Here is a 23,266-nt window from a genome sequence, read left to right as displayed (position 1 = left end):
ATAAATAAAAGGTGAGCTCTGCAGAAGAGCTCACCTTTTTTGTGTAACTTAATAAACTTGATTACATCACTTTAAGACTAATCAAGTCTCGACAAAGCTCTGACAAGCTCATCAATTAGCCTATCGCTTTCCTGAATGACGTTATTAATTTCAGATGCGGCTTGTGACGAGCTGTTCGCGAGCGCCCTCACCTCGTCTGCAACAACGCTGAATCCTCTGCCTGCTTCGCCTGCTCTTGCAGCCTCTATAGCAGCATTCAGAGCTAATAGGTTTGTTTGGTCTGAAAGGCCGTTGATAGTGGTCACAAACTTCGTAATACGCTGGGTTGAGTCCACTAACTGCGTTGAAGTTTCTTTTGTCTTTTCCTGAGCGCGTTGCCGTTCCGTGATATCAACACCAAAAAATACCAGCTTAGAAATGTTGCCATCTCGGTCGTTGATGCGGCATAAGCGCCCATCAATTGATCTTTGTACCCCTCCGGCTTCAGTGAATTGGACTTTTTGTTCAGCAAGACCATTTTCGATACTCAGTTTTACCACATCATCAGTAAGCCCGGACCATAGACTTTTGGCAGCTCTTTCCGGGTCATTTGAACAAGACTGTTTAAACAGTTCGTTAATTTCTGTGGGTTGTCCGTCTGATGAGAACTCTATAGTGACAAGCGCAGACGCCATCGCATCGGTTTTAGCGTAGTACTCATCGCGAGCAAGCTTATTTTCTGTAATATCAGTTTGTATCGAAATATAACGGCTGATTTTTCCACCCTCAAATACAGGGCTGATTGACAGGCTTATCCAATAAGCATTGCCGTGTTTATCGTAGTTAAGAACTTCTTCATAGATCACCTCGTTTGCGGCGATCGCTTGAGCGAGGCGACTAACCGTATCGGGATCGGTCTTTTTACCTTGAAGAAAATCCCCCGGCTTTCTACCTTTCACTTCATCCATTTCATAGCCGGTCATTTTCGTAAACCCTCTGTTTACGTACTCTATTGCTCCTCGGCTATCGGTAATCACAACCGCATTATCGGTCTCATTGGCTACCAGTGACAGCATTTCGACTTCTTTGCGGCGCTTAACCTCTTCATCAATATCTCGGAAGAACGCGACGTAAAATAATTTGTCTTCACCTAAATCAACCTTAGAAATAGTCACTGACGTCCATACGGTAGAACCATCAGCTCTGGGTACTTCGATCTCGACGGGACGTCCTACTAAACGGTTTTCTCCGGTTCTTCGGTTTCGGTTGACATATTCGTCGTGATTACCCTGCTCGCTGCGAGGAACCAGCATTTTGACATTATTGCCGAGCACCTTTTCTCGGGAATAGCCCCATAAATTTTCAGCTGCCTTATTGAAGGTAATAACGTTATTGTGCTCATCAATAATAACTACAGCGTCTAACGTTTGCTCAAACGACTGATTTAAGATTGCTCGGTTTTGGCGATCCTTACTAACATCACGAGCAAACGCGGTATAGTGCTTTTTACCGTCTATAATAACCTTGCTCAGTGAAAGCTCCGCATAAACCGTGCTACCGTCTTTCTTTTTTATTGGAACTTCGCGTGTTGAGTTAACGATGCGATCCTGATCCGTATTCCGATGTCGGTTAACATAACCGTCATGGCCTGCTGCGACATCGTCATGCATTAAAATAGCAACATTTTTACCGAGCACTTCATCGGCAGTGTAGCCCCACAAACTTTCTGCTGAATCATTGAAGAATGTAATCAAATTACTCTCGTCAATATTGACGACTGCAAAAACACTACTTGCCATCGCTTCGGCCAGTTGACGGCGTTGTTTTCGTTTTCTAAAAAACATTTAAACCTCTGTGGGATATTATTTGAAGTTACATTTTAAACCTTTAACCACTCTTCTGTTATCGGTTAAATTTATCTTATCTCAGCTATCGGCCGCACCGGCTATCATCTTAATGATTATTCATTAGGAAACGTTTTTTTGTGTCAAGCAGTATCGTTATTATCGCTGTTTGGCAGCTGGATCAGTCGCTTGGCGCATGATCTACCTAGTGTTTAATTAGCAAGCATAATTACGCTGCGTCATCTCAAACGGATCAGAGTTTCTAAGAAGCAAAATTTCGTTTGGGGTTTGTATGAAACTCTAAGCGAAAACTGTATGTGAGGCTCAGAAACACTGGACTTTATTAAACATAGGCTGTCATCTATTTACCAAAACTATGACTTCAACGACTTACTGCTCATTGGTCATTCAAGCAGGCTTTAAGCTTGAAGACTTCATTAATGCGCGTAGCGTAGGTTTCAATAATGGTTTTGCGATGCACTTAAGCTTTTACTGCGTGGCTAAAAAGTGAAATGAATTCGACGAGTCACGGCAACTCATCGAGTACGTTAAATTCAATCTGCGCTCCGCTAACTAGCTAGCCATTTTTTAAACTCGCTAGTGCGTGTTTTGCTAGTGATGAGTGGCTCATTGATATGACTTAAGTTTACTGCCAGCGTTTCTTTGCCATAGTTTTCAAATGAAGTAACAAAGTGAATATTCACAATATCGCTGCGATTAAGCCTAAAAAAGTGATCGGGATTAAGCTCGGCTTCAAGTTCGGTCATCGAATTGCCCGATAACAGATGGTGATTACCCACATTATCATACGCTGAAAGTACGCCCGATGCAGCGCGGATACACACAACATCTTCCACATTTAAAATGGCCACGGCATTGGCGTGTTTCAGTAAAAAACGCGATTTATAGCGGTTTGTGCTTCGATTTTGAATCAGCTGTTTCGTTTGATTTAAATTTGCTTTTAACGATTCATAATTCGTCATTGCGCTTGTAAAACGCTTATAAGTAAAGGGTTTTAATAAGTATGCGACGCCCTGATTATCAAAAGCCTGGGTCCAAAATGCGTTATACGACGTCGTAAAAATAACAGGGCAAGGTAAATCGATTTCTTCAAAGGCGCTAAATACTTGGCCGTCTAGCAATTCAATATCAGAAAAAATCAAATCAACCGCGGGTTCAGTTTGAAAAAACGAAATGACATCGGCAACCTTATCGCATATTTTTTCCACATTGGCACTGCCATCAAAGCGCGTGATGTAATTAACCAGTTTCTCTGCCGCCAGCGGCTCATCTTCAATAATGACAATATTCATGCTACTTAAACTCCAAGAGGCAATGTGAGTGTGAAATGGCCGTCGCTTTCATTGACTAAAATTGATTGATTAAAAATGGCTTGGCACTGCGCATTTAAATGCGTCAGACCAATTTTTGTCGATTGTACTTTAAACTCTTTTAAGCGAAGCGGGTTTCTAATTACAATGCAATCACTTTGAATATCTATTGTGATTTCAAGCGGGTTATCACTACTCGCCGCGTTATGTTTTACCACATTTTCAATGGCTAGTTGCAGTGCGCACGGAATAATTTCTGATGCATTTGCTCCCTCGCTTTGCTTCACATTGAGCGTGTAGGCACCATTAAAGCGCGCATTAATAAGTGCCATGTAATGCTTGGCAAATGCGAGTTCATTTGTCAGGCGCACTAAATTTTTTGACTTGTTTTCAAGAATATAACGATAAATATCGCTGAACTGCGCTAAATATTCTTCTGCCTCATCGGGATCTTTTACGATTAAGGCGGACAGCACATTTAAGTTATTAAATAAAAAATGCGGGTCAATATGCTGTTGCAGGGTTTTGACTTGGCTATTGAGCAAGGCTTTTTCTTTTTTTGCCAACACTAATTGCTGTCTTTGTAATCGTGTTACCAACTCAAAGGCTAGCGAGTAGGCACCCACTAGCGCATGTAACAAGGCGTTCATACCAAGCGTTGCAACCATGTGTATGCCATCGACTTGCTGAATGCCAATGGCAGTTTCAAGTACTAAAACAAATGCAGTAATTAAGGTACTAAACACTAGGTTACTAGCAAAAAACACCTTAGCTATGTGCGCCATTATTGAGCTATTACCTTGCTTTACAAAACGATAAACCTTAAGGGTTAGCCACTGGGCAATCACGCATTGTAAGAATATCCAAAAAGGCGCATCTAAATGAATGTTAAGGCTTTGCCCATTCGGTGTTGTTAATAGTGCTGCGTAGAGCACTATTAACAATGAAAATACAAATAGAACCAGATAATTAATTGCCTTTGGCACGCGCTTATTCCTATTTTTATTGTTCAGCTGTTTCTGGAAGGCGCATAATAACCTTTCCATTAGCATCTAAAAATTCTAGTTTAGCTTCACCGTCTTTGGTTACTACCATTTGAATACGTTTTTTACCATCCGCATCGCTTAATTGCAGACGAGAATCACCATTTAGCGTGCCGTAAAATGCGCGGCGTGCACCGAGTAATTTATTCTCAACCATGTACTTCTCAATTTCATTCATAGCTTTTGTATCGCCTGCTTTTTGCGCTTCCATAAAGCGGTTAGTCATTTCAAAGTCCATCGCGGTGTCTGGTCTATCCATCACGGTTAGGCCGGTTATCATGTAATCATCCATTTCGATGTGTTGCATCATTAAGGTTTGGTCTTGGTTGTAGCGGTCAAATGACATGTGCAAACCATGATTCACTTTGTCGTTCAACTTTTCGCCGCGAAACACAAAGCCACCGTTTTCTGTACCTTCGTCGTTATAGAAAATCATGCCTGGCCGCGGTGTATTGTGTTTAAACACTTCCTTACCTTGTTTAATGGCACCTGGCGATTTATCTGAGTTAGCAAGTACCATACGGTTATAACCATTTTTCTCTACAATGTTTAAGCGCTCGACACTAATTTCTTCAAACTCAGCAACCGTTGGCTTGGCAAGGCCAACGTATCCCGCTAGTGAAACGAGGCCAATGCTAAGTGCTACGTTAATGCGTTTTTGTACGGTAAGTTGTTTTTTTACGTTGTTGTTATTCATGTTTTTACCTCTTTGCTAGTCGTTATGAACTGATAGGGTCAAGACTAACCACGAAAACATCGCGCTTTAATGCAAAAACAATAAGTGGGGGAAAATGAGAATTAACAGGGGGAAAAATCAAATAAATGATTTTCCCACTCGTAAAAGCTGAATATAAGCCGCTTTATAATGGGAACATCAGCATGTTAAAACGCGTTAATTAATATAAAAAAATCAAAAATTCACAGTTTTAAAATATGTTTTTTTGATAGTTGTTGCGTGGCTTTTACACATCGGCGGCGCGCGGGCCAAGATGTATTTGACTACATTGAGATGTTTTACAACATGAAACGCCGGCATAGTTCCAATGATCAGTTGGGTTAATGCCAATGTTTCCAGAGAACAGCTTAACGTTTAGGTTAATTAGTTCTGGTATATGTTTATTTATTGGTGGCCTGTTTGCTGTTGGCATTTGGCAGCAATGGACAGTTTTAGGTGACAAAGATGCTTAAAAAGTTACTTAATGTCGTTCCGACTAAAAAAGCGGAGCTCCCATTACAATGCCTACGTTGCGCTGCGGAATCCAATTAGCAAAGAGTTAACGTCCGCTCCTGGCTACGAGCGATGAGCAGACGTTGGGTTTGCTCTGCCCTGCCGCATACTAAATAATAGTTCTAGCCTCTATGTTTTCCGTAGGAAAATGCGACTACTAATATCCGGCTTTATCAGATAGAAGCGATCTTTTTTGACCGCTATTTCACCTTTGCTCTGATAATTTCATTTGAAATTACACAAAGGAGCAATTCATGTGTCTACATAAAATTATTTATTGTTTGTTTTTACTAATCCCGACTTACTCTGTTGTGGCAGAAGAAGTAACTGTTATTTTTGAATCTGGGTTCGGTGTCGACGGAGAAGTTTGGAACCCAGTCATCGAACAGCTACCGACCAATATCAAAGTCATCAATCCAACTCGCCTCAGCCTGGCCCCTGCAAACACTCAGCCGACAACTATTCAGCAAGACGTTAGTTCATTAATAAAGCAGATTCAGCGTGAGAGTGAACAGCGTCAAGTTATTGTGGTAGGCCACTCCTACGGAGGTTTAATTGTGACCGAAGCTATTCGTGAGGCTAGCTCGCAGGTACTTGGCGTGGTGCTTATTGAACCAACAGTTAAGGTTCAACGCGTGCGTTATCGAAAACTCGATTCTGAGCGCGTCGCACGCGATGACAAAATGATGGCAAAATACATGCCACCGCATCTATTGCCGCACTATAAGTTGCTCATGCAAGAACTCGATAGCACTGATGAAAACTTGATACCGTTACCTGCTGATCTGCGTGTGACACTTTATACTTCGACGCAGCTCCACCCTGAGCCAATGTTTATCGAGGAGACTAAAGCTGGCAAAGAATTATGGATGCAAATGCATAACGAGCTATTTAGTTTAATTCGGGCTGGCCAGCATATTCGTTCCGACAAATGGGGTCACTCGATTCATAGTGAATATCCAGCAGAGATAGCGAATGCTATTTTGAATCTTGCCGCCGAAGGCCCATAATAAGAAAGTCTTTAAGAGGAGCACACCATGCCCAAAGAGCGTTCAATTTTACTGATCGAGGATAACTTAGCGATTGCCAGACAGGTCGTCGACTTTCTCGAAGGGTTGGGTTGGAACGTGGATTTTGCCTCCTCTGGACAGTTGGGAATAAAACTAGCATTAAACGCGCAATTTAACGTAATCTTACTTGATTTGAATCTTCCTGACACAGATGGCCTAGTCGTCTGTCAGGCTATCAAAGAACACGCCCAACGCAATCAGCCCATATTAATGGTAACTGCGCGTGATGCCTTTGAAGATAAAGCCAAAGGCTTTGGTCATGGTGCCGATGATTACCTGACGAAACCATATGATTTACGTGAACTAGCACTGCGCTGCGAGGCGCTCTCTCGACGCCCCGAACTCCACCGGGACAGCTTATTAATCGAAGGCGGTTTGCGAGTCGATATGCGTGCGATGACCGCACACTGGCAGCAGACACTAATACCACTGACGGGCATCGGCTTAAAGCTTTTGAGCGAGTTGCTCGTTGCCCATCCTTATCCAGTGAGTCGCTCCGACCTGATAAGTGCTATTTGGGGCGCAGACCCACCTGAAAGTAACGCATTAAAGTCCCATATCTATTCTTTGCGTAAGATATTAGAGCATGTGAGCGGACGACAGCTTCTGTTTACTATCAGTAATGTGGGCTACCAACTCAAAGGACTGGATTAGGATGAAAGCTAACAGCATAAGAGCCAAGTTATTCATCTCATTTGGCGTTTTGGTTGTCATCATTGGCTTCGTCTACATGCGTCTGAGCTATCTCGCGATCACCACATCTGAAGCCGTTACAGCGTCAGTCTTGTTAGAAACTGACCCACCTGGAATGATAACGACAGTGTATTCCGAAGTAGACTTGCCAGCGTGCAACTCAACGTCTTTACTCCATGATACGAAGATAACTGTCTATGAATGCGCAGAGCAGACGGTTTATAGCTACCCAACCAAAGACGCGCAAGGTGTCCCGGTATGGAAACTGTTAGACGCAACCGAGGCGTTACCTTTTTCGAGATTTAATGATGTATTAGCTTTTTTTTACACCAGTTTAGCGCTGGCTGCTATCGTATTGGCTTTGCTTGCTACTTGGATTATCGCGAACCGAATAGCTCAGCCCATTCGCAATCTGACGGAGCAGGTTCTTCGGCAACGTGACAATGCTGACGCGTCGATTAAGCGTTTATCTCGTGAGGACGAAATTGGCCAGTTAGCGGATGCTTTTTATTACACCTACTCTGAATTGCAGAGCGCTTTGCAACGTGAAAAAGATTTTACGCGCGACGTTAGCCATGAATTACGTACACCGATTACGTTAATCAAAAACACCCTGACACTCACTCGTGATGACGCCCTACAACCTGACACGATGAAGCTTTTGCAGCATGCAACGAGTGAGCTCCAACAAACAATCAATGTGTTACTTGCTCTGGCTCGCAAGGAAAACCTCAACTTTACTGAATTGGGTTTTGTGCCGCTGCTTGAGGAGGCCATTTTAGGAATTCATCGTGTGCACCCGGACCTTGTTTTTGACTGTCATGTCGACCTTCCCCCCCAACTTAGAGTATACGGCAATCAACATTTAATCACTTTGTTGTGTCAGAACCTGATAAGCAATGGTTTTTACCATGGCGATGCTAGCGGTCTCAGGGTTAATCAAAGTGATGGTGGGGCGATTGTTTTTGAAAATAGTTTGGGGGAGTCCTCAGAGCGTCCTTACTATCAGGGCTTGGGTCATGGTCAGTATTTAGTAAAACGCGTCGCTAAAGTTATGAACTGGAGCGTGAGTATCGAACAAACTAGCGATATTTATCGCGTCAAAATAATTCCCACTACGGTACTCGCGTAAGTTAATTAAAGCGGCGAGGTCAGGTGATACCACGGTCCGCTATTGGCACAAAGCGGAAGTAAACACAAAATTAACGGGCTTCCGACTAATCTCCATGGCCTATTCGACTCTCAATATAAGTTGCTGGGGTCACTACGAATTCCAAAGTATAACGTCGAATATTTTCAACACCTAAACTCAGGTTTTTCTGGCTCTGATTTAAAAATTGTAGGTAAAGGTCAAAATTTGGCTAATGCAAAGTTAGTCCGAAAATGTTGGCCACATTCTGGACACAATTTGGACACATTAAACTTTTAGTAAGTGATTACTATCAAGGAAAGTTGCACAGCGATGGCGCACCCGATAGGAGTCGAACCTATGACCTCTGCCTCCGGAGGGCAGCGCTCTATCCAGCTGAGCTACGGGTGCGTCGTTAGGAGTACTCAGAGCAGGCGTGGATTTTAGGGAATATCGGCTAGAATGTCCAGCACTGCAAGTGTCACAAAAGCTTAAATGAACTGTCAACGGCGGTTCATCTTGGTTGCGGAGTATAGACGAAACCCACCATGGGAGATCGCTATGCCCCAAGCTCGTCTGGATGCCCGCACGTTGTTTATTTCCGATATTCATCTTGGTTCGAAAGACTGCAAAGCCGAGTTTCTACTTCATTTACTCAAACGCGTCGATGTCAAAAAGCTGTATCTGGTTGGTGATATCGTCGACTTCTGGGCAATGAAACGGCAGATTTTCTGGCCCGCACCGCATCACCAAGTCATTCAACAAATACTCTCTATGGCGCGCAATGGCGTGGAGGTTATTTATATTCCCGGCAATCATGATGAGGTGATGCGCAAGTACCGCCACCCCGACGTGGCCAGTATTCGCATTCAGCGCCAGGCTATTCATACCACCGCCGACAAAAAACGCTTGCTGGTTTTGCATGGCGACATGTTTGACGCAGAAACGTGCCACAGCAAGCTACTCTCTTTTGTTGGCGATCACCTTTACGACTTTTTGCTATGGCTAAATCGCCAGACACATCGCGTGCGCAATCTGTTTGGCCATAACTACTGGTCTTTGTCAGCTTACGTAAAAAGCCAAATTGGAAAAGCAGAGGAAGTCATTGGCCATTATCGTGCAGCGGCGCTTCGTGAAACCAGTAAACGCGGTCTGGACGGCATAGTCTGCGGGCACATTCACCATCCCGAGCTGGTCGAGTCCGATAAGCTGCTTTACGCCAATACCGGTGACTGGGTTGAGAACTGCACGGCGCTGTTCGAAAGCCATGAAGGCGAGTTGTCGTTGATGAACTACACACTGTCTGATGCGAAACCGGCTCGCTTTAGTCGCCGCCGTCAACGTTCATACAATAATGCTGCATGATACCCACGCTATGCGTTCGATGACGAGTTGATTCAGACTTAGAAGACAAATGAAAATAAGCAGCCAGAAGGCTCTGGCTGCCTGTCGGTTATTCGACATTTATCCGCCTACTGCTTTTCCAGTTTTAGATTATGAAAATCAAAACTAAAGTCGGTAAAGTCAGCCACGGCTTGCATGGTTGCACTTTCGACCCTATTGCTCTGACTCACATCAAACTCGATAAAAGCATCCGCTTCTAATAGCGGCTCGTCCCAGCGCACAATAAAGGTATTGCCGTTATAGTGCTCCAGCGAACCTTTCAGCATATCGGTATGGGTGAAGTCTATGTTCAGAGCGTCGCCCTTCTCAGAAATAACGACCTCACCATACCAGTCGTCTTTATAGGTTCCGACATATTCCGATAGCGCCAACGCAGGCTGCGGATCATCAACTGCTTCTACCTTAAAGTCGGCCTTTTTCTGAATGAACTCATGATATTTCTTGCTTTCCTTTGCCACCCAGTCCTCGTCCGGCACACCCAGAATTTCTTCCAGAGACTCCTGTACTATAGCGGTCAAAGCACCGAACGCTTGCTGGTTACTCATAACCGTAATGGCGAATTCTTCCTCAGGAATGACCGTGGTAAACGACAACATTCCCAAAATACCACCACTGTGAGACACATGCTTAACGCCGTAATAATCTTTCACGAACCAACCTAAACCATACCCTCTGAAATAGGTGCCCTGCTCTGCCGCATCAGCTGATACCGGCAATGGCGTGGTCAGTTGCCACATGTCGTGCAGTAATTCTTCGGTAAACAACCGCTCTCCTGTAGGTGTCTCGCCTTCATCCAGCAGGGTCTGCAACCAACGGCTCATGTCATCTGCGCTTGCCGCTGTTGCGCCAGCCGCCGAAAAGTCTTCAAGAAAGTCGAGTGGAAAACGATGCAGTTCGCCATCCATTTCAATGGTACCTACCGCCACATTGTCGTAACCCCCATCAATGCGCGAGAAGCCGATAGTGCTCTCATCCATCTGCATAGGCTCAAAGAATGTTTGTTCCACATACTGCTGGTAAGGCATATTCGTCACTCGACTAATCACTTCGCCCGCGGTGACGAACATCAGGTTGTTGTAGTCAAAGCGTTCACGAAAGCCATGCTCAATGGGCACATTGGCTAAGCCGGCAATCACTTCGTCAGTGGTTTTGTCGGTGTTCGGCCAAATCATCAAATCACCGGCACCCAACCCCAGGCCAGAACGATGACTCAACAAGTCACGAATAGTTAGCTCTCGGGTAATATAAGGGTCAGCCAGTTTAAAGCCCGGCAAATGCTCAACGACTTTATCGTCCCACTCCACTTTTCCCTGCTCAACCAAGGTAGCCATAGCGGCAGCGGTAAAAGCCTTAGTATGCGAGGCTATACCAAACAAAGTGGTTGGCGTAACCGGTTGCTGCGACTCAATATCCCGAACGCCGAAGCCCTCGGCTAAAATGACTTCGCCGCCTTTAACGGCAACAACCGCCAAACCCGGAATGTTAAAAGCATCGAGAGACTGTTCAGCGGTTTGACGAATTTTCTGCTCTAGAGAGATGCCGTCTTTTTTATCTGCGGACGCTTGTTCTGAGCAAGCCAGTAAGGTACTTGCGGCAAGACTTAAAAACAGAACTTTGGTTAGTTTTTTCATGGCAATTCCTTTTTATTTTTTGTAAAGACTACCACATGTATTTTGAATTTCACTTTTCCGTAAGCTTGCTCTTATTGCTGCCTCCTAATTCATCGTGCTTTTAGCGGAGTTGGCCTTAATCGCTTTGCCTGTCAGTGGGTTATGGTTTTATAGTAGACGCAGACAACTCAAGAAAACCTAATTCAAGGAAAATATTATGTCGTTAAAACAGGTCATGAGTGCTCTGGCTGTCTCTTCGGTTTTATCACTGCCCTCTATGGCAAGTGACTACCTGGACACTTCCACGAGCTTTTCTGATGAAAACAAAAACACCAAAACTCGCGTTATTTTTGTGCCGGAAGGTGCTGCAGTTGAGCTACCGGAATGGTCAGACTCTGGGGTAAACGCCGTTAGCCGGGCTGCCGATATTGAAGAATTTGAAGGCGAAGCATCGCAGTTAACCACGTTTATTGCGCCTGAGGGCACCAAAGCCAATCACCTGCTTCTGGCTGGTGTGGGTAACCCGGCTGAACTTTCACGTTTTGAAGCTGAAAAGCTAGGCGCGTCTATTGCTGCTGCTTTAAAGCCTGAGTTAGAAAACGTTGTTTTCGACACTCGCCTCATTAGCAATCCGGGTATTGCTGCTGAACTGAGTTCGCACATTGCTCATGGCATCGACTTACGTAACTATCGCTTTGACCGTTATCAGTCCGAGCCTAAAGAGCGCCCGCAAACAGCCTATCACTGGTTAGTGAAAAGCCCTGACATGGCTGAGAAAAAGTACCTTGCCTCTCGCGCCATTGCTGAAGGCGTGTTTGTTGCCCGCGACATTACCGCTCTGCCCGGCAGCGACGGCTACCCTGAAGCCATTGTGAAGTTAGCTCAGGAAGCCATGAAAGATATGAATATCGAACTGACTATCGTCACGCCTGAGCAAGTTGAAGAAATGGGCATGGGCTTGCTTCACGGCGTAAGTAAAGGCAGCCAACACGGTTCTTACCTGCTGGCCGCACACTATAAAGGCAGTAACGCTGACCCAATCGCATTGGTCGGTAAAGGCAATACCTTTGACACTGGTGGCTATAACTTAAAAACCAGCTCCTCTTCTATTTTGCGCATGCAGACCGACAAAGCTGGCGCAGGAGCGGTCATTGGTGCCGTTATGGCACTGGCAGCACAAGAAGCACCGGTCAATGTGGTTGCTGTAGCACCACTGTCGCATAACCTCATTTCTGGTTCAGCGACATTACCAGGAGACGTTGTTAAAGCGGGTGACGGCACCTTAGTAGAAATTGCTAACACTGACGCAGAAGGCCGACTGATTCTTGGTGACGCCAACTGGTATGCCAACGACAAGTTCAAACCTCGTGCCATTGCCAATATTGCGACCTTAACCGGCTCCAAAGTTGGTGCATTGGGTACGGGCTACGCAGCTTTATTTGCGTCTGAGGACGACTTACGCAGCACGATCATTGAAGCCGGGAATCTCACTGGTGAAAAAGTCTGGGAGCTGCCTTTAGAAGGCTATGACGGCATTATCGACAGTCCGCTGGCCGATATTCGTAACATTGGTTCTCCGGGCACACAGGCGGGCGCAGCGTTTCTGAAGCACTTTGCTGGCGACACCCCGTGGATCCATATTGATATGGCTGCCGACGCTATGGTCAGTTCTGATACCGGTATTCATCCGGCAGGACCAACCGGATTTGGTGTACGCTTGTTAACTGAGTGGGTTCATCAGTTAGAACAATAAGCAACACCAGTCCTCTTATTAAAAGGCACCCGTCAGAGGGTGCCTTCGCTAGTGACTCGTCTCTTACAGTAAAGCCCAGCGAATGAGCCCCCCCACTAAGGTGACCGCCAGTACGCCCAGGCACCATAACCCCACAAACCACAGCCATTTTTTAAGTACAGGCTTCATCAGTCGTGGTATCCGCTGTCAGGGTCAACTTTGCCGCGGAACACCCAGTAGGTATAACCGGTGTAAGCGAAGATCATAGGCAACAGGAACACAGCGCCCACGAGTAAGAACTTCAGGCTGTTGTCCGGTGCTGCGGCTTCCCACAGGGTAATGCTGCGGGGTACCAGATACGGGAATATGCTGACCGCGAAGCCGGTGTAAGCCAGCAGGAACATGCCCAAACCCCAAAGGTAGGGGCGTCCTTCCTGTTTTCTATGCAGCGAGCGCAGCAGGCCTATAGTCATCACCGCCAGCAATATTGGCAAAGCCCACAGGCCAACGGAGGCCGGGTAAGTGAACCAGCGCTCGGCAATAAACACATCGACATAAGGTAAGTAAAGGCTCACAAAGGCAATACAGGCCACCAGCAATATCGTGGTGTACCAGCCGGCACGGTAGCTTTGACGCTGCAGGTCGCCGCTGGTTTTCATCACCAGCCAGGTCGCACCCAGCATCATGTAGCCGATAACCACCGCCACACCGCAGAAAAGAGTAAAGGGTGTCAGCCAGTCGAACCAGCCGCCGGAGTATTCCCGTCCGGTTACCTGAATGCCCTGCAGCATAGCGCCCAGCATAATGCCCTGACTCATGGCCGCTATCAGCGAGCCGGTAATAAAGGATAAGTCCCAGATACCTTTGGCGCGTTTGGTTTTAAAGCGGTACTCAAAAGCCACGCCGCGGAAAATAAGCCCCAGCAACATGGCAATAACCGGCATATAAAGCGCCGGCATCAGCACCGAGTAAGCCAGCGGGAACACCGCCAGCAGGCCCCCACCGCCCAGCACCAGCCAGGTTTCGTTACCGTCCCAGACCGGCGCCACGGTGTTCATCATCACGTCACGGTCTTCTTCTTTTTTGAACCAGGGAAACAGCAGCGCTATCCCTAAGTCAAAGCCATCGAGTGCGACGTAAGCAAATACGGCGACCGAAATTAATACGGCCCAAATCAGTGCGTAATCCATAGCTTACACCTCCTCATCGTAGATGCGCTCAGCGGCCATAGTGGGCTTATGCTTCGCGTAGTCGGGAATAGTAACCTGCTCCGGGTTCCCCGCCATTTTGCGCAGAATGTAGAAGGTGCCCGCACCAAAAATGAGGAAGTACACCACAATAAAGGCTATCAGGCTGCCCGCCACACCGGCCTTATCAATGGGCGATGCCGCATCGGCGGTGCGCAACAGGCCATAGACCACCCAGGGCTGACGCCCCACTTCGGTGACTATCCAGCCGGCAATGACCGCCACAAAGCCCATGGGTCCCATAAATAGGCTAAAACGCAGCAAGGTTTTATTGTCGTACAGTTTGCCGCGCAGGCGCTGGAAGCCCGACCAGAGTCCGGCAAGCACCATCAGCAATCCGATACCGACCATTATCCGGAAAGCCCAGAATACGGTTGCCACCGGCGGCCAGTCTTCCCGCGGGAACTGGTCAAGACCGGTCACTTCTGCGTCTATGTCGTGCTTAAGAATGATGCTGGCAAGCCCGGGAACTTTCAGAGCGTAGTCCACTTCCGCAGTTTCCTGATTCGGCATCCCGAATAAATACAGCGGTGCCCGGGCTTCGTTATGGAAGTGCCCTTCCATTGCCGCGACTTTCGCCGGTTGATGCTCCTGCGTATTCAGTCCGTGGAAGTCTCCGACAAGAACCTGCAGCGGTGCCACAATGAGTGCCATCCACATGGCCATGGAGAACATTTTACGGGCTGCGGCGTTGGTTTTGTCTTTCAGCAAATGCCAGGCACCCACCGCACCGACCACAAAGGCCACGGTTAAATAAGCTGCCAGCAGCATGTGCGCCAGCCGATAAGGAAAGGACGGGTTAAACACCACTTCAAACCAGTCGGTAACCACGAACTGCCCCACGTCATTCATGGCGTAACCTGCGGGCGTCTGCATCCAGCTGTTTACCGATAAAATCCAGAAGGCTGAAATAGCCGTGCCCACCGCCACCATCAGGGTGGCAAAAAAGTGCAGCTTCTCGCCGACCTTATTCATGCCAAACAGCATGACGCCAAGGAAGCCGGCTTCAAGAAAGAACGCCGTCAGTACTTCGTAACCCATTAGCGGGCCGATAACCGGACCGGCTTTATCGGAAAATACCGACCAGTTGGTGCCGAACTGGTAGCTCATCACAATACCGGAGACCACGCCCATACCAAAGGCCACAGCGAAGATCTTCACCCAGTAACGGAACAATTGCTGGTACACCGGGTTGCGGTTTTTTAAGTACAACCCCTCCAAAACCGCCAGGTAACTGGCAACCCCGATGGTAAAAGCAGGAAAAATAATGTGAAACGCGATGGTGAACGCGAACTGAAAGCGCGCTAAAAACAGTGCGTCGAAACTTTCGAACATAGCAAGCACCCTAATTAAGGTTTGTCTCAAGTATACGCTTTTGTTGACAAAGATCAGGGGTGTCGATGTAAAGCTTGTAGGATAAATACTAATAAATGCCATACTTTTTGTATGGCTCATAAACGAAAAGCCTATACAAGTACTCTGGGAACCCGGCCGCTAACGCCGGTCAGCAAGTGCCAGGAAATAGTATCAGCACAGGCGGCGACTTCTCGCACGTCAATATTAGGTCCCCAAAGCTCGACGTCATCACCTAACTGCAGATTTTCAATACCGGTAACATCAATCGTCAGCATGTCCATAGAGACTCGTCCGGCCAAACCCACACGTTTTCCGCGAACCATTGCCGGTGTGCCATTCTTCGCCTGCCTCGGGTAACCGTCAGCGTAGCCCATAGCCACCGTCGCTATAACACTGGGTTTCTCGGCACTCCAGCCACTGCCGTAACCTACCGACTCGCCTTTTTCCAACTGGTGCAATGCAATAACCGGAGCAACTAAGCGCATTGCAGGCTTCAGTTCTGCCTGCACTTCAGTCACCGTAGACGGATTCACACCATAAAGCAGTAAACCGGCTCTGGCCCAGTCATTGTGCTGAAGTGACCACTGAGTATCCGGGTTTAAAAGTCCGGCTGAGTTGTGAAAGCTCCGCGCCTGATAGTCGTTAAGGGTTTCCGACAACTGACAGAGTTGCTGTTTTTGATGGGTGTTTAAACGATGCTCTGCATCGGCGTTGGCTAAGTGCGACATTAAGGTTACACCGGCGACATTCTTGCTGGCTCGCAGGCGCTTTAATGCTTGCGGTGCCTGCTCTTCAGACCAGCCTAGCCGATGCATACCGGTGTCCACTTTTAACCAGACCCACAAAGGGCTAGTCAACTTTGCCTGCTCAATGTACTCAAGTTGCTGTTCACAATGCACCACCGGACTCAACTGATGTTCACAACACAGTGCCAGTTCAGCCGCTGAGAAGCACCCTTCTAGTATTACCAAGGGCCCTTTGTAACCGGTTTCACGAACCGCTAACGCTTCTTCCATAAAACCCGCAGCCATGCCATCAACCAGCTCTGCCAAGGCTTTAACCGCGGGAGCTACGCCGTGTCCGTAACCGTCAGCTTTCACTACGCCCAGAAGTTTTCCACCTGCCATTTTACGGCGTACCCACTTCGCGTTGTGCTGTATAGCGGAGGAAGAAATTTCAGCGCGAGTTTGGCGGTAGTGCATGGGGGTTCCTTTTTAATTTTCGTCCGGCTTTTCGAAAAGGCCTTCAGTTTACCGTATTTTCCAACAACTTGAACGGAACTCTTTGCATCGCTCCACAAGCTTGAGTAACGTAAAGCTATAACCAAAAGGAGAATAACAATGTGGTTAAAGCAATCTGTCATTGTCGGTAGCTTAGCGTTACTTTTTACTTCCGTTCCAGCCTTATCACAAGAAACCTTTCAGGCGGACGACATTTTCCAGCTTGAGTACGCCAACCAGGTCAGTATTTCACCCGACGGCAAATACATTGCGTACATCCGCAACAGTTTTGACGACATGAAAGACAATACCCGGCGCTCATTATGGCTAATTGATACCGAAACCGGTCAACATTTACCAATTTTTGACGATAAGTTTAACTACGGCAGCCTCGCCTGGTCGAATGACGGTACTCGCCTTGCCTTTGCCTCTAACCGTTCTGAAAAGAACCAGATTCATGTGCACTGGATTAAAGAACAACGCACCGCCAAAGTCACTCACGTAAGCGAAAGCCCGGGCAGTATTAGCTGGTCTAACGACGACACCCAACTGGCTTTTACTCTGTCGGTTAAAGCCGAAGCTACGCCTTTTGCTAAAAGTGTGAAAAAGCCAACCAAACCTGAGGGCGCTAACTGGTCTGACTCTCCCATTATTGTTCAGGAAGCCTATTATCAGCGTGATGGTCGTGGCGTATTAGAGCCGGCGCACACTCAAATTTTTGTGGTACCTGCAGAGGGTGGCAGCGCTCGTCAGCTAACCGACGGACCTTATCGGCACGGTGGTCCTTTAGCCTGGACGGCCGATAACAAACATATTGTTTTTTCTGGCAACCGCGCTGAAGACTGGGCCTATCAGGTCAATGAAAGTGACTTGTATAGCGTTAGCTTAGATTCAAAAGAAGTAACCCAGGTGACCGACAAACCCGGTCGCGAGTCATCGCCGCAATTTTCTCCTGACGGCGAGCATCTGGCTTACTTACACAGCTCGAACGAGCCGGTGCCTTACCATAAGTCACAACTATGGATCATGGACTGGAGCGAAAGCTCAGAGACTGAACTCCAGGCTGACTTCGACCGTTCTTTCAGCTCGCCACAGTGGACTGGCAATGACTCACTGGCGGTTTCTTACGCCGACCAGGGGAAAACCGTGGTTGCTGATGTCACCTTGAGCAATGAGCTGACAAATCGGGTGGACGATGTTTCCGGCGTTTATGTCAGCCGTCCTTATACCATGGGCTCATTTACTGCCTCACAAACTGGCGCTATTGCCTACACCAAAGGCTCTGAATACCGTCCGGCAGATGTCGGTTATCAGCCTAAAGGCGGTGAAGCGGTTCAGTTTACTCAGCTAAATGAAGACCTGCTTGGCCACCGTGAACTGGGTAAGGTTCACGAAATTCGCTATGAGTCACGCTACGACGCTCAGGAAATTCATGGCTGGTATATTACCCCGCCAAATTACGATGAAAGCAAAGAGTATCCACTGCTACTGGAAATACACGGTGGCCCTCACCTGTCTTACGGTCCGCATTTTGCCGCCGAACACCAGCGTTACGCTGCCGAAGGCTATGTGGTGCTTTATGTAAACCATCGCGGCAGCACCTCTTACGGTAAAGACTTTGCCATGCTTTTGGACGGCAACTATTCGTCACCCTATGACTTTGCTGACCACATGACTGGCATCGACTTGCTCATTGATAAGGGTATTGCTGACTCCAACAACCTCTTCATTGCCGGCGGTTCTGCAGGCGGTATAGCTACAGCCTATGCGGTAGGACTAACCAATCGTTTCAACGCGGCGGCGGCCACTAACCCTGTGATTAACTGGGTGAGTAAAGTGCTGACGGCTGACAGCTCAATTGGTCAAATTACCAACCAGTTCCCGGGTATGCCATGGGAAGAACTGGAGCATTACTGGCAACGCTCCCCACTGTCTATGGTGGGTGACGTTGAAACACCTGTACTGCTGTTTACAGGAGAGAATGACCGCCGTACGCCGATATCGGAAACCGAGCAGTTTTACCAGGCGTTAAAGCTGCAAAAAGTCGATACCGCAATGGTGCGCGTACCAAGTGCTTTTCACGGTGTTACGGCGCGCCCTTCTAATATGATAGCCAAAATTGAGCATGCACTGGCCTGGTTTGAGCAGTATAAGAAATGAGAATAGCGACACTGGGCCCTGCCGGCACCTTTTCAGAGGTTGCGGCAGGGCTTTATCAACCCGAAAAGCGACACCAAATTCAGTTACTGGACAGCCTGGTAAGTTGTCTGAACGCAATTGGTAATGACTGCGACGCTGCGGTTGTGCCTATCGAAAACTTAACCGAGGGCTTTGTCTCTCCGGTGGTGGACTACCTGGTTCAGCGTCCGTTACATATTCAGGCGGAAATTCGCATTCCGGTTGGTTTTCAGTGCCTGGCCAATAATGCTCAGCCGCAGCAAATATGGGCACAGTTCGTCGCCGCCGGTCAATGCAATCAATACCTGAATGGATTGGGGCTTCCGGTTATCCATACCGCAAGTAATGCATTGTCGCTGGATGCTTTGCTGGCCACTGAAAAGCCATCTGCGGCGGTGGTTCCCAAGCACGTAAACTGCCCCGCTTCATTACAGATTCTGAACAGCAACATTGCTGACAACCCACGTAACGAAACGCGCTTCGTGGTATTATCCGCAACATCTGAAACGCCGGAATTTGATAAAAGTACGCATTGGAAAAGCAGTTTGCTGCTCATTGATGACAACGATCACCCTGGCTTATTGGTCGACAGCTTACAGGTTTTTGCAAAACAGCAAATTAACTTAACCTCCATTGTTTCAAGACCGGCGGGCAGTCAGTTTGGTGACTATCATTTCTTTATTGATTTTGACGGGCACCTCAGCGAACCAGGTGTAGCAGCCGCTTTGCAGGAGTTGGCTAAAATGAACAACATTCACTGGCTGGGTTCGTACCCGGCCGCAGCTATAGGGAATCAGTAATGTCTCTGGAAGTTATTAAACATGAGCCGGCGGGTAACGCCGATGCAGTCATTATTTGGCTTCACGGTTTAGGTGCGTCGGGTAACGACTTTGTACCCATGACAGAGCACATAAAAATTAATAATGCTCAGGTTCGCTTTTTATTTCCGCATGCCCCGCAAATGCCGGTCACCATAAACCAGGGCATGGTCATGCCAGCCTGGTACGACATTACCGACATGAGCATTGACCGCCAAATTGACAGCCAGCAGCTGCGTGAGTCTGCAGCCAAAGTGCACGCCATGATCGACGAACAAGTTGCTCAGGGCATAGACAGCAAGCGCATTATTATTGCCGGATTTTCACAGGGCGGCGCGGTCGGCTATGAAGCGGCGTTAACCTACCCTAAACCACTGGCCGGTTTAATGGCACATTCCACTTACTTTGCTACCGCCGGTGACATTGAGGTAAATGAAGCCAATGCGCAACTGCCGATTTTGGTTCAGCACGGTACGCAGGATCCGGTAGTGCCGGAAGTTCTGGGTCAAAAAGCCTGTGCGGTATTAAAAGAAAAAGGTTTTTCAGTAACGTATCAGACTTACCCCATGCCACATTCACTGTGTATGGAGCAGGTTCAGGATATGCAGAAATGGCTGAATGAGCGGTTTTAGCCGCTCATTCACAGAAACGTTACAGCTCTAAAAAGTTTAGCCAGCCAGCAGTTGCAGCTTTTCAGCCCAACTGCTGGCCAGGTTCTCGCCGCGCTCAAACGAGTCGATCATGATATTAACGTGACCCACCTTACGGCCAGGACGTGCTTCTTTTCCGTACCAGTGACACTCGGCAGCGGCGGCTTCCCACAAGGCTTCCGGAATACCGGCAACACCAATGACATTAACCATTAACGTTGGGGCTATCAGTAAGTCAGGCAATGGCAAGCCGGTAATAGCACGTATATGCAAATTAAACTGATCGCAGTTGGCACCGCTCATGGTCCAGTGACCGGAATTATGAACCCGCGGCGCCACTTCGTTAACCAGCAAGTGTTGGTTGTCACCTTCACCGACTACAAAGAACTCAATGGCTAATACACCGACGTAGTCCAGCGCATTGGTCAGTTTCTGATGATGTTCTTTGGCTAAGGTTTCCAGTTCTTTTGAAAAATGCCCTGCACCCGCCAGGCTATACGACAAAATGCCCTGAGTATGTACGTTCAACGTCAGCGGGAAACAACGCTGTTCACCTTTATGTGAACGCGCACCGACAACCGACACCTCATCAGTAAAGTCGATCATATCTTCGACAATACCTGGGCGTTGTCCGGCATCTTCTGCAACCGCAGCAATGTCGTCACCCGGACGCCAGCGCCACTGGCCTTTGCCGTCGTACCCACCTTTGGCAGATTTAATCACAACGGCATGGTCACAAGTGTTTAAAATTGCGCTTAACTCGGCAACGTTTTCGTATGCCTCCCAGGCCGATGTCGGTATATCCAGCTCATCGCACAGGGCTTTTTGAGAACGCCGGTCAACCAGCTGATTAAAGCGCTCAGGTTGCAACAGAAACTTGTCGGCAGCTTTAGCCACCAGCTCTTCACCTAAATGCTCGTGCTCCCAGGTAGTGACGTCAGCCCATTCATTCGCTTCCGCTAACGTCATCGATAACGCCTGCTGGCTGCCCAAAGCCATGACTTGATCTTGTCTGTCGCTGTATAAAACACATTCATGCCCCTGCTGGATAACCGCTTTACCTAGCATTTGTCCTAACTGGCCGTTGCCAAGGATCAGGATTTTCATTTTGGTAACTCCAGATCTGAGTTAGCCATCACTTTTTCTTTTTGCGCTGTGCGGAATTCGTGTACACGTTTGCGCACGTCACTGTCGAAGCTGCCAATAACCTGTGCGGCCAGTAAGCCTGCGTTTGCCGCTCCGGCATCGCCAATAGCCAAAGTACCAACAGCCACACCCTTAGGCATTTGCACAATGGACAATAAACTGTCTAAACCTTTTAACTGCTTGCTAGGAACCGGCACACCAAACACCGGAATGGCCGTATAAGCCGCCAGCATACCCGGTAAATGAGCAGCACCACCGGCACCGGCGATAACCACAGGCACACCATCTTGTTCCGCTTGTTCCATGGTGGATTTAAGCAAGTCCGGCGTACGATGTGCAGAGACCACTTTCGCCTGCCATTTAATGCCCAGAGACTCGAGCATTTCTGCCGCTTTTTGCATTACCGGCCAATCGGACTGGGAACCCATTAGAATCAATACCGGAGCCATGGTGTCACCTTTTGTTTACTGTTTGGATGTGCATCTGCATTTGGAAAGGCGGGGATTGTAGCCATTGACCGCCTTAACTGCAAATTTCACGCATAATTATTAACCAAATTTATTAACTCAGTTTAGACTTTTTGCTGATGGTAGTGTTAATCAGCTAGAGTTAGTATCTGTTATCACTTAGTACTAACAGGAATACATCATGCTACTTTCTGCGAAAGACTCTTTACTACTGATTGTTGATGCTCAGGAGAAGTTACTGCCTGCCATCCACCAACGCGATGTGGTTACTTCGCGTATGCGCTGGCTAGGTGAAATTGCCATGCAGCTGGATTTACCTATTCTTATTACCGAACAGTACCCGAAAGGCTTGGGCTACACCGTTGATAGCCTGCAAGATATTATTGAAGCAGCGCGTGTGGTGGAAAAAACACATTTTAGTGCGGTGCGTGACGACACCTTTCGCGACGTGCTTTCTGAATACAATAAAAAGCATGTGGTTATTATGGGCATGGAAACGCACGTCTGTGTCTTGCAAACAGCAATAGAGCTTCAGGCTTCAGGTTATCAGGTCTTCTTACCAGCTGACACTGTAGGCTCGCGCCGCCCTACAGATAAGGACAGCGCCATTGAGCGCATGCGAAACGCCGGCGTTGAAATTATTACGTCTGAAATGGCGGCATTTGAATGGTTAGAGAAATCAGGAACGGATACTTTCCGCAATATCAGCCGTAACTGGTTAAAATAACGCAAGGTATTGTTGACTCGGGTTATATTAAGCGTATACTCAAAGCCGCTGAGAAAATTTCGGCTATTGATTTGAGATTTTTTACGAAGTCCTTTTTGCTGTACCTCGTTTTGTAAGTCCAAGTAATACCTAAGTTTTTTGAGCAATACATTGATTTCAACATGCACTACGAGGAATATCAGCATGTCTACTACTACTGGTAAAGTAAAATTCTTTAACGAAGCTAAAGGCTTCGGTTTCATCGAACAAGAAAACGGCGCAGACGTTTTCGTACATTTCAGCGCTATTCAGTCTGACGGTTTTAAAACTCTGGCAGAAGGCCAGCAGGTTTCTTTCACCGTAGCTCAAGGCCCTAAAGGCCCACAAGCTGAAAACGTAGTTCCTATGTAAGGAA

At 47.5% G+C, this 23,266-nt stretch carries 21 protein-coding genes and 1 tRNA gene; 11 read left to right on the top strand and 11 right to left on the bottom strand.

The features are described from left to right. Positions 1 to 77: 77 nt before the first annotated feature. From U0358_RS00580 to U0358_RS00565, 4 genes are all read right to left on the bottom strand, one after another. The gene (locus tag U0358_RS00580; RefSeq protein WP_322406648.1) at positions 78 to 1,823 is read right to left on the bottom strand and encodes a PAS domain S-box protein; all 1,746 of its coding nucleotides are present in this window, start codon (positions 1,821 to 1,823) and stop codon (positions 78 to 80) included. A 569-nt stretch (positions 1,824 to 2,392) separates the two neighbouring features. Beyond that, entirely contained in the window at positions 2,393 to 3,136 is a 744-nt protein-coding gene (locus tag U0358_RS00575) for a LytR/AlgR family response regulator transcription factor (RefSeq protein WP_322406647.1), read from the bottom strand. A 5-nt stretch (positions 3,137 to 3,141) separates the two neighbouring features. Next, positions 3,142 to 4,140: a sensor histidine kinase gene (locus tag U0358_RS00570; RefSeq protein ID WP_322406646.1), complete on the bottom strand. Its 999-nt coding sequence runs from the start codon at positions 4,138 to 4,140 to the stop codon at positions 3,142 to 3,144. 16 nt (positions 4,141 to 4,156) lie between these two features. Beyond that, positions 4,157 to 4,894, bottom strand: coding sequence for a hypothetical protein (locus U0358_RS00565; protein WP_322406645.1), 738 nt, complete (start codon positions 4,892 to 4,894; stop codon positions 4,157 to 4,159). 198 nt (positions 4,895 to 5,092) lie between these two features. Between U0358_RS00565 and U0358_RS13180 the strand changes: the two genes are divergently transcribed. The 4 genes from U0358_RS13180 (at position 5,093) to U0358_RS00550 (ending at position 8,320) form a co-directional block, all read left to right on the top strand. Continuing rightward, a complete protein-coding gene (locus U0358_RS13180) occupies positions 5,093 to 5,257 on the top strand; it encodes an IS3 family transposase (RefSeq protein ID WP_416182998.1) in 165 nt (54 codons plus the stop codon). Positions 5,258 to 5,679: 422 nt separating this feature from the next. Further along, positions 5,680 to 6,435: an alpha/beta fold hydrolase gene (locus tag U0358_RS00560; RefSeq protein WP_322406644.1), complete on the top strand. Its 756-nt coding sequence runs from the start codon at positions 5,680 to 5,682 to the stop codon at positions 6,433 to 6,435. Positions 6,436 to 6,462: 27 nt separating this feature from the next. Then, positions 6,463 to 7,149: a response regulator transcription factor gene (locus tag U0358_RS00555; protein ID WP_322406643.1), complete on the top strand. Its 687-nt coding sequence runs from the start codon at positions 6,463 to 6,465 to the stop codon at positions 7,147 to 7,149. Position 7,150: 1 nt separating this feature from the next. After that, on the top strand, positions 7,151 to 8,320 hold the full coding sequence (locus U0358_RS00550; protein ID WP_322406642.1) for a sensor histidine kinase: 1,170 nt from the start codon (positions 7,151 to 7,153) through the stop codon (positions 8,318 to 8,320). A 331-nt stretch (positions 8,321 to 8,651) separates the two neighbouring features. Here U0358_RS00550 and U0358_RS00545 read toward each other — a convergent pair. Beyond that, a tRNA-Arg gene (locus U0358_RS00545) sits at positions 8,652 to 8,728 on the bottom strand. 150 nt (positions 8,729 to 8,878) lie between these two features. Here U0358_RS00545 and U0358_RS00540 point away from each other — a divergent pair. Further along, positions 8,879 to 9,682, top strand: a complete 804-nt coding sequence (locus tag U0358_RS00540) for a UDP-2,3-diacylglucosamine diphosphatase (RefSeq protein WP_322406641.1) — start codon at positions 8,879 to 8,881, stop codon at positions 9,680 to 9,682. 107 nt (positions 9,683 to 9,789) lie between these two features. On the opposite strand, the gene U0358_RS00535 is transcribed toward U0358_RS00540, so the two are convergent. Further along, the gene (locus U0358_RS00535; RefSeq protein WP_322406640.1) at positions 9,790 to 11,352 is read right to left on the bottom strand and encodes a serine hydrolase; all 1,563 of its coding nucleotides are present in this window, start codon (positions 11,350 to 11,352) and stop codon (positions 9,790 to 9,792) included. A gap of 196 nt (positions 11,353 to 11,548) precedes the next feature. Here U0358_RS00535 and U0358_RS00530 point away from each other — a divergent pair, with 196 nt between their 5' ends. Continuing rightward, entirely contained in the window at positions 11,549 to 13,084 is a 1,536-nt protein-coding gene (locus U0358_RS00530; RefSeq protein ID WP_322406639.1) for a leucyl aminopeptidase family protein, read from the top strand. A 167-nt stretch (positions 13,085 to 13,251) separates the two neighbouring features. On the opposite strand, the gene cydB is transcribed toward U0358_RS00530, so the two are convergent. From cydB to alr, 3 genes are all read right to left on the bottom strand, one after another. Beyond that, the gene (cydB, locus tag U0358_RS00525; RefSeq protein ID WP_322406638.1) at positions 13,252 to 14,253 is read right to left on the bottom strand and encodes a cytochrome d ubiquinol oxidase subunit II; all 1,002 of its coding nucleotides are present in this window, start codon (positions 14,251 to 14,253) and stop codon (positions 13,252 to 13,254) included. A 3-nt stretch (positions 14,254 to 14,256) separates the two neighbouring features. After that, positions 14,257 to 15,645: a cytochrome ubiquinol oxidase subunit I gene (locus U0358_RS00520; RefSeq protein WP_322406637.1), complete on the bottom strand. Its 1,389-nt coding sequence runs from the start codon at positions 15,643 to 15,645 to the stop codon at positions 14,257 to 14,259. 131 nt (positions 15,646 to 15,776) lie between these two features. Next, positions 15,777 to 16,868 carry an alanine racemase gene (gene alr / locus U0358_RS00515; protein ID WP_322406636.1) on the bottom strand — a complete coding sequence of 364 codons (1,092 nt, stop codon included), beginning with the start codon at positions 16,866 to 16,868 and terminating at the stop codon, positions 15,777 to 15,779. Between the two features lie 138 nt (positions 16,869 to 17,006). On the opposite strand from alr, the gene U0358_RS00510 reads away from it, so the two are divergent. From U0358_RS00510 to U0358_RS00500, 3 genes are read left to right on the top strand one after another with little or no spacing between them, the layout of a single operon-like run. Next, a complete protein-coding gene (locus U0358_RS00510; protein WP_322406635.1) occupies positions 17,007 to 19,046 on the top strand; it encodes a S9 family peptidase in 2,040 nt (679 codons plus the stop codon). Continuing rightward, complete coding sequence (locus tag U0358_RS00505; RefSeq protein WP_322406634.1) at positions 19,043 to 19,864, top strand: prephenate dehydratase; 822 nt, start codon at positions 19,043 to 19,045, stop codon at positions 19,862 to 19,864. The genes U0358_RS00510 and U0358_RS00505 overlap by 4 nt, the downstream gene beginning before the upstream one ends. Further along, positions 19,864 to 20,514: an alpha/beta hydrolase gene (locus tag U0358_RS00500; RefSeq protein WP_317498340.1), complete on the top strand. Its 651-nt coding sequence runs from the start codon at positions 19,864 to 19,866 to the stop codon at positions 20,512 to 20,514. Before U0358_RS00505 ends, U0358_RS00500 begins: the two co-directional genes overlap by 1 nt. A gap of 36 nt (positions 20,515 to 20,550) precedes the next feature. Here the strand turns inward: U0358_RS00500 and U0358_RS00495 are convergent, their stop codons facing one another. Beyond that, positions 20,551 to 21,639: an ATP-grasp domain-containing protein gene (locus tag U0358_RS00495; protein ID WP_322406633.1), complete on the bottom strand. Its 1,089-nt coding sequence runs from the start codon at positions 21,637 to 21,639 to the stop codon at positions 20,551 to 20,553. Further along, the gene (gene purE / locus U0358_RS00490) at positions 21,636 to 22,127 is read right to left on the bottom strand and encodes a 5-(carboxyamino)imidazole ribonucleotide mutase (RefSeq protein ID WP_011233299.1); all 492 of its coding nucleotides are present in this window, start codon (positions 22,125 to 22,127) and stop codon (positions 21,636 to 21,638) included. The genes U0358_RS00495 and purE overlap by 4 nt, the downstream gene beginning before the upstream one ends. Positions 22,128 to 22,326: 199 nt before the next feature. On the opposite strand from purE, the gene U0358_RS00485 reads away from it, so the two are divergent. Together U0358_RS00485 and U0358_RS00480 are read left to right on the top strand one after the other, a co-directional pair. Beyond that, the gene (locus tag U0358_RS00485) at positions 22,327 to 22,872 is read left to right on the top strand and encodes a hydrolase (RefSeq protein ID WP_322406631.1); all 546 of its coding nucleotides are present in this window, start codon (positions 22,327 to 22,329) and stop codon (positions 22,870 to 22,872) included. A gap of 183 nt (positions 22,873 to 23,055) precedes the next feature. Beyond that, positions 23,056 to 23,262: a cold-shock protein gene (locus tag U0358_RS00480; RefSeq protein WP_011233297.1), complete on the top strand. Its 207-nt coding sequence runs from the start codon at positions 23,056 to 23,058 to the stop codon at positions 23,260 to 23,262. The last annotated feature ends 4 nt before the right edge of the window (positions 23,263 to 23,266 follow it).

Origin of the sequence: Idiomarina sp. PL1-037 (genome assembly GCF_034422975.1) — a bacterium.
Classification (GTDB): Bacteria; Pseudomonadota; Gammaproteobacteria; order Enterobacterales; family Alteromonadaceae; genus Idiomarina.
This window is presented reverse-complemented; position numbering and strand designations above follow the sequence as displayed.